This is a genomic window from Nocardia sp. NRRL S-836 (assembly GCF_001279525.1).
Taxonomy (GTDB): domain Bacteria; phylum Actinomycetota; class Actinomycetes; order Mycobacteriales; family Pseudonocardiaceae; genus Lentzea.
Genome location: NZ_LGDY01000091.1, coordinates 789,297 through 802,478, shown reverse-complemented (window position 1 = coordinate 802,478; position 13,182 = coordinate 789,297). Strand labels below are relative to the sequence as shown.

Below are 13,182 nucleotides of genomic sequence, written 5' to 3'. Positions count from 1 at the left end.
GTCGTGTGGCACACCAACGGCAGATGGTTCCTCTTCGGCAGTGTGTTCGTCCTGCTCTACATCCCGGCGGTGATCTACGACGTCGTCGTCAGCGACCGGGGTGCGACGCAGCGCGCGGTGCTGGTGCTGGTGATCGTGGCCTACGGGGCCGGCTGGCTGGTGGCGCCGCTGTGGCTGTGGTCCAGCGGCAGCGAGGACGTGAACACGCTGATCTGCCTGGCGCTGACCGCGAACGGCCTGGTCGTCGTGTACTGGCTGGGCATGGGGTACGCGGGCCTGATGGTCTACATCGTGTCCACGGTCGCGATCGTGCTGCCACCGTGGCGGGCGATCGTGATCGACGGGTCGGTGCTCGTGGCGCTGGCGGTCACGATGTACCTCACGCAGGACCTGCCGCGCGACGGCGGCCAGCTGGGCACGTTGCTGTCGATCTCGCTGGGCATGCTCGCGATCGGCCGGATGGTCCGGGCGAACCGGGCGTTGTCGCTGGCACAGGAGGAGATCGCGGCGCTGGCGCGGACCGAGGAGCGCAACCGGCTGGCCCGCGACCTGCACGACGTCCTGGGGCACAGCCTGACCACGATCACGCTCAAGGCCGGCGTGGCGCGGCGGCTGCTGGAGCGCGAGTCGCCCGACCGGGCGCTGGCGGAGATCCGCGAGGTCGAGGACCTGACCCGGCAGGCGTTGAGCGACGTGCGCGCGACCGTCTCCGGCTACCGCGAGGTGTCGCTGTCGGCGGAGGTCGTCGGCGCGCGGGCCGTGCTGCGCGCGGCCGGGATCGAGGCGGACCTGCCGAACGCGGTGGACAACGTGCGACCCGAGCTGCAGGGGGTGTTCGGGTACGTGTTGCGCGAGGCGGTCACCAACGTGCTGCGGCACGCGGCGGCGACCCGGTGCTCGGTGCGGCTGGGCGACACCTGGCTGGAGGTGCGCGACAACGGCCGCGGCGCCGGCGTCGGCACCCCGGGAACCGGTCTGCGGGGCCTGTCCGAACGGCTGGCCCCGCTCGGCGGCACGGTCCTCGCCGGACCGCTGACCGACGGCGGCTACCGGCTGCGCGCCGAGGTCTCCTGACGGTGGCAGGATCTTCTTCGACGGCAGGAGGCGGCGTGATCAAGGTGTTGCTGGCCGACGACCAGGCCCTGGTGCGGGGCGCGTTCGCCGCGATGCTCGGCCTGGAACCCGACATCGAGGTAGTAGCCCAGGTCAGCGCGGGCGACGAGGTCGTGCCCGCCGCCCGCCGCACCACACCGGACGTCGCACTCCTCGACGTGCAGATGCCCGGCGTCGACGGCCTCAGCGCCGCCGCCGCCCTGCGCACCGCGCTCCCGTCCTGCCGGGTGATCGTCTGCACGACCTTCGGCCGCCCCGGCTACCTGGCACGGGCGATGGCGGCGGGCGCCGCCGGTTTCGTGGTCAAGGACGCCACCCCCGAACAGCTCGTCGACGCCGTGCGCCGGGTCCACGCCGGCCTGCGCGTGGTGGACCCGGCGCTGGCCGCGGCATCGCTGGCAATGGGCCAGAGCCCGCTGACCGACCGCGAACGCGACGTGCTCGCCGTCGCGCGGGACGGCGGCACGGTGTCGGACCTGGCGAAGGCGCTGCACCTGTCGGAGGGCACGGTGCGCAACCACCTGAGTGCCGCGATCGGCAAGACCGGAGCGCGCACCAGGGCGGAGGCGGTCAGGGTCGCCGAGGACAGCGGCTGGCTGTAGCGCTGCGCGCCGGTGCCACTGGTGCCGCAGCGCTGGTGCCGTGCGGTCACCACTGCAATCGCGGCCCGGCCGGGCCGGGCTGGGCTGGGCGTCGAGGTGGACGAGGCGGTCTGCGCCGTGGCGCGGACGCCGGGCGCGCGTGGCGCGGGCACCGGCGCGCGTGGGCGGTCGTCGGGAGGCGTGGCGGAGGCTGAGTAGGCGTGGCCCGGTCGTGGGCGGGCGTGGCGCAGCCGCCAGCAGGCATGACGCAGCCGCCGGGCAGGCACGGACAGCCGCCGGACGGGCGTGGCACGGAGGGCGGGCCGCGCGTGGCAAGGCGGGCTGACGTGGCGGGGTCGCTGGCGCGCGTGGCGCGGCCGCTGGCAGGCGCGGCGCGACCGCTGGCAGGCGCGGGGCAGCCGCCGGACGGGCGCGGCGCGGAGGGCGGGCCGCGCGTGACGGAGACGGGCAGGCGTGGCGGGGTCGCCGGCGCGCGTGGCGCGGCCGCCGGGAGGCGTGGCGGAGGCTGAGAAGGCATGACGCAGCTGCGGGCAGGCGCGGGGCAGGCACGGGGCAGGCGTGGGACAGCGACCGGACGGGCGCGGCGCGGAGGGCGGGCCGCGCGTGACGGAGACGGGTGCGGCGCGGAGGGCGGGCCGCGCGTGGCGCGCTCGCTGGCGCGTGGCGGGCCGCCAGCGCGCGTGACGCGGTCGCCGGGAGGCGTGGCGGAGGCTGAGAAGGCGTGACCCGGTCGCGGGCAGGCGCGGCGCAGCCGCCAAGCAGGCGCGGCACGAAGGGCGGGCCCGCTTGGCGAAGGTTGGGCAGGCGTGGCGCGGTCACCGGACAGGCGCGGCGCAGCAGCCGGGCAGGCACGACACCGGAGGGCAGGCCGCGCGTGGCGAAGGTTGGGCAGGCCGGCGCGGTCGCCGGGCAAGTCTGGCGTTCGCCGGTGCGGCGGCACGACAACGGTGGTCCCGCCCACCCCGCACGCCACCAGCCAGCCTGGGCCGGCCCCACCGTGACACACCCCAGCACCCCGAATAATTCCTAATTTATCTCCCGTAGGCTGTCGGCGTGAGCTACCGCTACGAGATCACCCAGGCAGTCGTGCGGCAGGGCGTCATCGCGATCATCCGCACGCCCGACACCGACTCCGCGCTGCAGGCCGCCGTCCCGTTGCTGGACGCGGGCCTGACGTCGCTGGAGCTCCCGCTGACCAACCCCGGCGCCCTGGAGGCCATCCGGCAGCTGCGCGCCAGCCACCCGGACGCCACGATCGGCGCCGGGTCCGTGCTGGACGAGGCGTCCGCGGTCGCCGCCGTCCGCGCCGGAGCACAGTTCCTGGTGGCACCCAACCTCGAACCGGCCGTGCTCCGGGCGGGCCACCGCTACGGCGCCGCCGTACTGCCGGGTGCCGCCACGGTCACCGAGGTGGTCCAGGCGCTGGAGGCCGGTGCGGACGCCGTGAAGGTGTTCCCCGCGCCGACCCCGCAGTGGGTGAAGGACGTGCTCGCCGTGCTGCCCCACGCGCCGCTGGTGCCGACCGGCGGTGTCGCACCGGCCGACGTCCCGGCGTGGCTGGCGGCGGGTGCGGTGGCCTGCGGGGTCGGATCGGCCCTGCACCGCACGTCGATCGAGGAGATCCAGGCACTGCTGCGGCCATAGCCAGCGGCAGCGAGACGGTTTTAATCCATAATTTATGATCCGGACGTATGCTCTGCCGTCATGACCGAGAAGCGGCTCCGGGGCGTGCACGGCCAGACCGTCGAGGCCCTGGCCGGCCGGATCGTGGCCGGTGAGATCGGCGAGGGCGACACCCTCGACCTGCCGGCCCTGCGCGAGGAGCTGGACGTCTCCCTCACCGCCCTGCGCGAGGCGCTGAAGGTCCTCTCCGCCAAGGGCATGATCGACGCCCGGCAGAAGCGCGGCACGTTCGTCCAGCCCCGCTCGTCCTGGAACCTCCTCGACACCGACGTCATGCGCTGGCAGACCGAGGCCACCGCCGACCCGGGCCTGTTCACCGAGCTCACCGAGATGCGCGTGATCGTAGAACCCGCCGCCGCCCGCCTGGCAGCCGAACGCGCGACCCGCGAGGACGTCGAGGCGTTGTCCGCCGCCCTGGACCGCATGACCGGCGCCCGCGACCTAGCCGCGACCGTCCGCGCCGACCACGACTTCCACCGCCTGCTGGTGGCCGCCGCGCACAACACGTTCCTCACCCAGGTCGAGCGGGTCGTCGCGATCGGCCTGGCGGAACGCGACAAGCTCGTGCACGGCAGCGTCGCCGGCGACCCGGTGCCGTCACACCGCGCCGTCCTGGACGCGATCACGGCACGTGATCCCGGGGCGGCCCACGCGGCGGCGCGGGCGTTGGTCGACGAGGAAAAACCGGACCTGAACCGGCTGAGCTGATCGCCAGCAGACCCCGCCCCGAACGGGCGACCTACCGAGAGGATCGCGCGGTGACACAGCCACCGTGCGGTCCTCAGGAGCACGTGACACGGAGGAACCAGAACTGGTCAATTCGTGGACACTTTCGCCGCGGTGAGTGCGCTCAGAGGCGCTGAGCCCTAGGATGATCAACACTCATTCCGCCTGCACTGAATACGAAATTCACCGGGATGGCCTAGCGCCTCAAGCTTCTCGCACTTGCCTGCACATCAAACCAAGTTGCTGTCGCGGGCTCCATTGAGCCGAACCACGCTCCCTGCGACAGCCTTCTCGCGGCCGTGTTGTGCCGCAACCAACTGGTTGCCCCAGTTCCAGACCCCACAATTGCCAGCGGTCCACGGACACCGGGACGCGCTCATAGCGCTGGCGAGCTGCCCGTTCAACTGGACACGCAATTGCGCACGCCTTGAAGTTCGAGCCAGATTTGCACAGCTTCATCCGATCGGTAACATTCTCGCCGACTGCGGCGACCAACTGGTCGTACTCGGTGGAACCGCCTGCGCGACATCAAGGCGGAGCGCCCGCTCTAATGCTGTCCGCGTCGGGGATACCACATGCGCATGACAGCACTCAAGGGCCGTTGAACACCTGAAACACCAGCTCGTGTCAATTGCGGACATCGCATTCAGGAGGATCTTCCGTGGCGAACCCACGACGTCGGAAGGGCTGCCGCTGTCGCGACGGAGCGCACACTCACCACCACACGAGCTTGCCCACCACACCGCCGTCCTGGCCCTCCGGCCGGGAGATCGCCGAACACGGCAACTTCCAGGCGATTGCCAGCGCGGCACTCGTGCAGGTGACCGCTGACGAGGTGCTGAAGACGCTGCGCGCCATGCCGCCGCGGCACCGACAGCACGTGCTCAGCGCACTCGGCCTGCGCCTGGCAGCGACCGTGAACCGCGGAATGGCTGTCCAACTGCTCGCGCGTCTGCGGTCGGACACGACCCAGTCGCGATTCGACCTTCTGCGCGACTTCACCACCCCGATCAGCGCGGCGTTCGACTTCGGCACCAGCCCAGCGGGCTGGGCTCACGTACTGGCCTCGGATCCGCGCCAAGCGCTCGACGTCTACGCCGAACACCCCGACCTCATCACGCTGGAAACCGCTGTGAGCGACCTCAGTCCAGCGCTGATCACCGCCGGTCTGGCGGTCGCCATCATCGGTGACACCGCCGAGGCGGCAGCCGCCCTGGCGCTGCTCGCCCAATCGAACGACGACGCCCGTGCTGTGCACGAACGGTTGACCGAGTCGTACACCGAGCTTCCTGCCGTCCCAGCCGTTCCGTTAGCTGAGCTCGTGTTCTCGGCTCGGCTGAAGGAGCTGGGCATGGACGCGACATCGATCTCGGCCGAGAACCTCCCCGACCTCCTGGACGAGATGACCGAGAACCCACAGCATCTGACCGAAGAAAGTCCAGTCGGTTGCCACGGCGACCTCACGGAGCACGCCTCCGAGCTGCTGCTCCGCTGGGACGAGGTGAGCGATGCGGCTTCCATCATCGCGCGCGAGCTGCACGAGGGCCGGTTGCCGGCCACGAGCACACTCAGCCAAGTCGTCACGTATACCGAGCAAACGGCCGCGGTGTTGACCAACCTGAGGCATGAGCTGGACCAAGACCTGGCAGACACCCGTGACGGGCTGCGGTTCGCGGTCAAGACGCTGTCCGACAAATTGGCGACAGCCGAGGAGCTCAGGTGGCTGCGCAGGATGACTGCGCTGACCGGTCCTGCAGCGCTTCAGAAATCAGTGCTGGAGGTGCGCGCGGCAGCCGAAACGGCGGTCGGCGACCCCGACGCACCGCGAGCTCACCTCAGAGACCTGTGGGCTTTCCTCGAGTTCACCGCCGCCAGCAGAAAGGACGGAGACATCGACTACGCGGCCCTGAGCGAGGTGCAGACCAAGGCACAGGCCGCGTGGCCGACGGTCGCCCCGCTGATCGCCGCAATCAGCTTCGGCACCGTGAGCGTGCCGGAAGAGCCTCCACCCCCGGCGGAGAACCAACCCACTGAGCTGTTCGCCGGACCGGTGGAGAACGAGTCCGTCGAGCCCGGCCCCACCGCCGAGCCCGACATCGACGAAGTCCACGCCCCCCTCGCTGTGACCGTCGAGCACGCACAAGACGAGCCGTCAACCGCAAGCGCTGAAGACAGCTCTGACGAGTCGAGCACGACCATGGAGCAGCGGCACGACCTTGCTGACCTCGACTCCTTGCTCGACGCCGGTGCGGCCGCCTCGCTCGCAGCGGTCAGCAGGGCCGGACGACGCCCGGTCATCGAAGAGGCAGCGGTTGCCGAACCGGCCCCGACCACGGTTCCGCTGGCCCCCGCGGTCCAGCCCCACACCATCCTCAACAGCTCGTGCGACGCGACGACGGCCGCAGTGACGTTGCTGGCCGCCCCCAGGTTCGGCATGGCAGCCGATCTCCTCGAAGCCAATGGGGCACCAGAGGCCAGTGTCGCGGTTCGCCGACTGGCGGCCTGCGCCGCAGCGCTGACAAACCCCACCGGACAGCTCGCCACCGCGTTCGCCGAACTGGCACCCGCGGTCCGCCGGGACCTGCTCGGTGACGATCGCGCCGGCCAGCTCATCGCACTCGCGGCCGCGGCCAGGATCGCGTTGCTCGCACCGTCGGCGGGACCCGCCGGTGTGCTGCTCGACCTGCTGCCGTGCATCGGCGAGCAAACGGCGTTGACCGAGGCTCTCACCGCTCTCGCAGACGGGAGCCGTGCCGGCATCGTCGTGCTCGCTGAGGCCGCTAGCGCGGTCGGTAACCTGGCTGCGGCGGAGAACGCCGCAGCAGACACCGCCGCCGAGGCTGCAGCACTGCTCACGGGCGCCAGCAGGCGGACGATCAAGTACGTTCCCGCGAACGGCGTGTACCAGGCTTGGATGAGTCCGGACGGTGATCTCGGCAAGCTGCTCGGCCAGGTCGCGGCCAATGACGTCGACGCCGTGAGGTCGGTGCGGGACGCCGTCGTCTCCCTGCGCGGCAAGGGGCAGAAGTCGATCGACACCACCTTCGCATCACTTCGTCGCAACCATTCGAACCGCATCGTCGCAGGGGCTCGCACCAACCTGCTGAACCGTTGGGAACAGGCGGTCGAGCTGGCCGCTCGCTGGGCCGACCTCGCCGAACGGGCGGCCGAAGGACAGACGGTCATCACCGCAGGGGCGTGGAGGGCGGGACCGCTCACCAAGCTGCGGCACCGACTCGCCGAGGTGCGCGAACAGGCGTTGGCGGAGCTCAACGCACTCGGCAGCGCCGAGATACCGGAAGCGGCCTCCGCTGCGGGCAAGCTGCTCGGCGAGGCGTTCGCGATCTGCGACGGGAAGGCGCCCAAGGCGGACGAACCACCGCTGGCGTTCGTCCTGCACAACGAGCTCCTGGCGACGTCGCTCTCCCTCGACACCGAGACGTTGTTGCCTGACAACGGGTTGTCAGCGGAGCAGCTGCCAACGCTCCTCGAAGTGGCAGTCTCCTCGCCCCCGGACCCGGTCAAGGTGTACGAACTGCGGGCGGAACGCGGAGATCACGACCTCACCGCTGCGCTGATCGCGGGTGTTCGCGCGTCCGACCCAGGTCGCGCTGCCGCCCTCGAACGCAAGCGCAGTGTCGACATCGCTCACAAGTCCGCCGACATCATGGCGGAAGTCGCAGAGCTGACGAAGCTCATCAACGCCAAGCGACTCGCCGGGACGCTGGACGACCAGCCGTGGGCATCCCTCGCAGCACGGGTCGAGGCGCTCACCACTCGGGGCAGGCAGGACTTCGGTCGGATCCGGAACTCGGTCACCAGCATGACCGCCGAGCTCAGCCGTCTCACCGAGAGCAAGATCTCGGCGACGGTCGCGCGCATCGAGGAGCGCGCGAGCGAGAACCCGGCTGTCGCCGAGGCCTTTGAGCGGCTCGTCAAACTGGCGACCGGTGGTCAGGTCGCCAGTGCGGACGAGTACCTCCAGACCGTGCTGGCCGGAGGCACGTTGCCGGCAACGGGTCAGGGCGTGAACCACCTCGCAGCCTTCTTCCCGGACGTCCCCCAGGTGGCGAGTCGGCACTCGAACCTCCTGCGAGACCTGCACCGGACGTTGTCGGTCGAGTCCAGCGAAGAGAGCGCGGCGGCTCTCGCAGCCGCGGGACTCGCGACCGCGGAACTCTCCAAAGCTCGCCGCGACGCCGGTCGCAGAGCATTGAGCGCATGGGAAGCATTGGCAGGTCAGGACACCGGTGGCACCCGCAAAGCGGACACCGCCGGCTCTCTGCAGCTGGTGCTCGCGCAGGCGGGCCTGGAGTTCACCACACTGAAGGTGGAGCCTGCGAACACCAGGCACTCCGGAAGGAACTGGTTGCGGCTGCAGGGTGTCACCGGCACCGGTGGGGCGCTGACGCCGGCGCTGGGGTCGGAGATGAGTCCTGATGGGACGACGCTGCGCGTTCTGCTGGTCAAGAGCGCACCGACACCGGCGACGCTCATCGAGTGGATGAGCGGCGAAACGCCTGACCACACGGTGCTGGTGTTGTGGCTTGGCGTGGCGCTCAGTCCGGCGGACCGCAGGGCGATCGCCAACGCGGCAAGGGGACGTGCCAACCCGCCGTTGCTCGTTCTCGACGCGGCAGCACTGGCCTACCTCGTGTGTCAGCCCGAGCCGCGGAGGTCGACGTTCGCGGCCATCGCACTGCCGTTCTCCGCGGCCAACCCGTACCGCGACAGTCCCGGTGACACGCCGCCGGAGATGTTCTACGGGCGAACGGAGGAACTCGCCGCAGTGGTCGACCTCAATGGTCCGTCGTTCGTATCCGGCGGAAGGCAGCTGGGGAAGTCGGCCTTGCTCAGGGCAGCCGCCCGGCAGTTCAACGCTTCGGGACACGGCCGACACGCGGTGCTCACCAGTGTGTTCACCGTCGGCGGCGACGGGCGGCCCGAGCGCATCTGGGTTGCCCTGTGGCCGCTTCTCGCGCGTATCGGCATCGTCGAGGAGACCGCGCCTGCCGGTGACGTGGACATCGCGCAGGTCGTTTACGACTCGGTCGTGCGGTGGCTGGAACACGACCGATCACGGGCCTTGCTCATCCTGCTCGACGAAGCCGACGCCTTCCTCGACGCCGACGCATCGGCGGGAGCGTTCTTCGTGCACGTCGACTGGTGTCGAAAACTGATGCTCGACACGAATCGGCGCGTCAAGGTGGTGTTCGCCGGCCTGCACCGGACTGCTCGGTTCGAGTCGTTGCCGAACCAGCCTCTCTCCCACTTCGGCCGGCCGATCAGCGTTGGTCCGCTCAGGCCTCAGCACGCCCAGGACCTGCTGATCGACCCGTTGGCCGCACTGGGCTTCGTCTTCGAGGACGCGACGGCGCTACCGGCCCGGATCTTGGCCATGGCGAACAACATGCCGGCACTTCTGCAGCTGTTCGGCGAGGCCTTGGTCAAGCACCTGGCGGCGAAGGTCGTTCCCCCTGACGGTCCGCCACAGCTCATCACCGCAACGGACGTCGACGAGGTCCTCCAGGACGCCGAGCTCCTCGAGGCGTTCCGGGAGAAGTACGTGCTGACCCTCAACCTGGACCACAGGTACCTCGTGATCGCCTACGCGGTCGCCGAAGCGGCGCACGAACGCGGCATCGACGCGAGTCTGAGCCTCAACGAGCTCTCACAGATCGCCCGGTCGCACTGGCCAGCCGGGTTCAGTGGTGTCGGCGCGGACGACTTCCGCGGCCTGGTAACCGAATGCGTGGACCTCGGCATCCTCGCGCTCGACGACAGCAGGTACCGCCTGCGCACGCCTACCGTTCGGCGGCTGCTCGGCACCGAGGAGGAGGTGCTCGACACCCTGTACACGGCTTCCGAACGCCTCGTCGTCCCTTCGGCATCCGACGGTGGATCATATCGGCGTCGGCTGAACTCGAGCCGTTCGCCGCTGACGGAGCGCCAGCTCGGACGGTTGTTCGACGCCCGACGGGAAGTGCTGACCGTTGCCGGATCTACGGCGCTCGGGATCGACAGAGTGATCAACGCTGTGGAGGCAGCCCGCGCAGAAGGGGCACATCTCACGACGCTGCACCGCGTCCACACGGTGACGCCGGACGGGATCAAGTCTGCGGTGGCACTCGCTGCCGGCGACTCGACGCTGTTGCTCGCCGACGCCCAGTCGGTATCTCCCGCAACACTGGAAGCACTGCTCCGGTCTGCCGAGACCGCGGTGAAGTCGGCGCGCAATGACGTCGCGGTGGCGTTGATCGTCTCGCCCGGCAACGCCTCGGCATGGGTCGGGCGGCAGGCCAGGATCGACCTGTGCCGTGTGGACGAGCCTGGCCTGCGCATGTGGTGCGACGAGGACAACCTGCCGTTCCGCGACGACCAGTCCCGCGCTGAGCTGCTGAAGGTGACCGGCGGCTGGCCGCAGGCGGTTGCACAGGCCAAGCACCTGGCAACTGCGGCGGGAACTGCCACCGGGAGCGTAAAACTGCTTCCCGACCTGGAGAAGTGGTTGGCTGGCGACGGTGGCCACAAGTTGCTGGCCGCCACGGGCGTCGGTACTGAAACGCCGGTGCTGTCCGCCGCGTTCCGTTCAATCGTAACCCTTTCCGGCGCGGACGGCGACGCCCCTGACGAACTCGTCGAGCTGCTCGAGCTCGATGACCGCGTCCAGCTCGCCGGCACCGGGTACGGGTCGTACGGCGAGGTCATGGATGTGCTCATGGCGCTCGGCTGCTTGCTCGTGACGGAGGCCGGACGGCTGCGGCCGGAACCCACCTTGGCCGCGCTCATCACCCAGGACGCCACCACGGCGGGCGTATGACAGCGACCTTGAGCACGCCGCTCCCCGCAGCGGTCCGCGAGACCCTGCGCGGAGCGGCGATGGTGGTGAGTGAGCGGTCCAGCGAGCCAGTCGACCCTGATCGGGTGGTCGCCGATCCTCAAGGTGTCGCGACCCTGCTCGGCCTGCTCGAGCAGTCAGCGGGCTTGCGCGCAGCCGTTCTCTCGCGTTTCGGTCCACCCAGCGCTGGCGACGGTGGTGCTGAGTTGGCCGCCGGCCTCGTGGCGGCTGACGCCGTTGCTGCCGCTCAGGCAGTGGCCAACATCCGGAAGTTGATCGATTCCGCACGCAAGGCGACACGACGGGCGAATCGAGAGGCCGAACGCGCGCGCCGCGCGCCTGCTGAGCAACGAGAAGAAGAGCGCGCGGCGCGGAACTTGGCGAAGACGCGTGAATCACGCGATCGCGCGAAGGCACGGGCAGAGGTCGCCATGCGAGAAGCGGCCGAGCTGCGGGTCCAACTGGTGGAGACAACGGAGGAGCTCGCTTCGGCAGCGGCGCGAGCAGACGCCGCAGAAGCTCGGCTCGCCAGTGCGCGGCTCGACGCCGCGGACCCGGTCCGGGCAGCTGCCACGCTCGCTGCCGGTTTTGTCATGCGTGACAACGATCTCCTGCACGACAGCCGCGGTGTCGGTCCGGGAGAACCGGTACGTGTCGATCCGGGGCGGCCTGCGTTGGCGCCGGTTGTGGACCTCGACCGGATCGCTGCCGCGGCCAAACTCGCAGGGCTGCCCGACGAGCTCGTCACGACCGCGCAGACGTGGTTGCCGACGTTGCTCAAAGCCTTCGTCTCACCGCCCAGACAGCCGGTCGAGGTGCGCGATCACGACCTCAAGGTGGAGGTGCTCGGCGGCGGCACCGAGATCGGCGGCTCGTGTGTGCTCGTGACCGCAGGCGGTTCCAGGCTGCTGGTTGACGTCGGCACGCGCCCTGGCGCCTCCACCGCAGCTCAGATGGCACCACCCGGAATAGAGCGCGTGTACGGCGGGCATCTCGACGGCATCGTCGTGACTCATGCCCACAACGACCACGCCGGATGGGTGCCGTCCGTGCTGATTCGACGACCGGAAACACCGGTCATCGTCACCGACGCCACCGCTGCGCTGCTGGCGACCATGTGGTTCGACTCCGCCAAGGTGCTCGCACGCAAGAGCGAGGAGACCGACGGAACCGGGCCGTCAGTCCCCTATGGACGTGACGACGTGCGGCATGCGCTGTCCCGCATGCGGACGGTGCAGTTCGGGGACCGGAGCCGGATCGGCGAGGTCGACGTGGAGCTGTTCCCCGCCGGACACATCGTCGGCGCCGCCGGTGTGATCGTCCACGCGGCCGACAGGCGCGTGGTCGTCTCCGGTGACGTGTCCCGGCACGGACAACGCACGGTGAGCGGCATAAAGGTGCCCGCATCGGCGCGCGGCGCGGATCTGCTCCTGCTGGAGTCGACCTATGCCGGCATGGGACGAACTGCATCCCGCGCTACCGAAACCGCGAGGTTGGTCAGCGACATCGCCGCTGTGACGAGCGCTGGGGGGAGGGTTCTCATTCCCGCGTTCGCACTCGGCCGCGCGCAGGAGGTCGCACTCACGATCGCCGCGGAGCTGCCGGATGTCGACGTACTCATCGATGGGCTCGCTCGCAGCGTGTCGTCCGTCTACGAACAGCAGCCAAGCCCTGACGGCACACCGATGCGCATCTTCGGCGACAAGGTGCGGGCGGTTCCTCCTCGGGGCACCCGAACCGCGGTGGACAACTTCCACAGCGGCGTGGTGATCGCCACTTCGGGCATGTTGACCGCAGGACCGGCGGTCACATGGGCGAGGGCTCTGTTGCCCGACCCGTCCGCCGCCTTGATGTTCGTCGGCTACCAAGACGCCGACTCGCCGGGCGGGCAGCTGCTCGCTCTGGCACAGAACAAGGGCGGAAGATTCGCACTTCCCACGTTCGAGGGCGAAATGGTCCAGGTGCCGGTGAAGTGCACGGTCACCAAGTACGGGCTCGGTGCGCATGCCACAGCCGATGAGCTCGTTGCGATCACGGCCGAGATCGGTGCCCACGAAGTGATGCTCGTGCACGGTGAGCGAAGCGGTCAGGCAATCTTGGCGGAGCGGTTGCGTTTGCGCGGCCAGGCGACGGTGTCCACAGGACAGTGGTCTCCTGTTCGCTGCCGGACCAGGGCATGACCGGGCGAACGAGCCATGCTGGGCTCTCCAGCGTCCTGTA

Annotated in this window: 6 protein-coding genes; all 6 read left to right on the top strand. The window is 69.9% G+C overall.

What is annotated here, in order from left to right; translation table 11 throughout:
- Window positions 1–3 precede the first annotated feature (3 nt).
- The 6 genes from ADL03_RS14440 (at window position 4) to ADL03_RS14410 (ending at window position 13,142) form a co-directional block, all read left to right on the top strand.
- A complete protein-coding gene (locus ADL03_RS14440) occupies window positions 4–1,074 on the top strand; it encodes a sensor histidine kinase (protein WP_053733866.1) in 1,071 nt (356 codons plus the stop codon).
- Between the two features lie 35 nt (window positions 1,075–1,109).
- Window positions 1,110–1,715, top strand: coding sequence for a DNA-binding response regulator (locus ADL03_RS14435; RefSeq protein WP_053733865.1), 606 nt, complete (start codon window positions 1,110–1,112; stop codon window positions 1,713–1,715).
- Window positions 1,716–2,768: 1,053 nt separating this feature from the next.
- The gene (locus ADL03_RS14430) at window positions 2,769–3,359 is read left to right on the top strand and encodes a bifunctional 4-hydroxy-2-oxoglutarate aldolase/2-dehydro-3-deoxy-phosphogluconate aldolase (RefSeq protein ID WP_053733864.1); all 591 of its coding nucleotides are present in this window, start codon (window positions 2,769–2,771) and stop codon (window positions 3,357–3,359) included.
- Window positions 3,360–3,419: 60 nt separating this feature from the next.
- Entirely contained in the window at window positions 3,420–4,106 is a 687-nt protein-coding gene (locus ADL03_RS14425) for a FadR/GntR family transcriptional regulator (protein WP_053733863.1), read from the top strand.
- A 748-nt stretch (window positions 4,107–4,854) separates the two neighbouring features.
- Window positions 4,855–10,944 (top strand): ATP-binding protein, encoded by a 6,090-nt coding sequence (locus ADL03_RS14420; RefSeq protein WP_053733862.1) that lies wholly within the window; start codon window positions 4,855–4,857, stop codon window positions 10,942–10,944.
- Window positions 10,945–10,952: 8 nt separating this feature from the next.
- A complete protein-coding gene (locus ADL03_RS14410; protein WP_197288317.1) occupies window positions 10,953–13,142 on the top strand; it encodes an MBL fold metallo-hydrolase in 2,190 nt (729 codons plus the stop codon).
- Window positions 13,143–13,182 lie beyond the last annotated feature (40 nt).

Bases quoted from the DNA above. Each gene is read 5' to 3' on its own strand.
- ADL03_RS14425 (WP_053733863.1), top strand. From the start codon at position 3,420: ATGACCGAGAAGCGGCTCCGGGGCGTGCACGGCCAGACCGTCGAGGCC.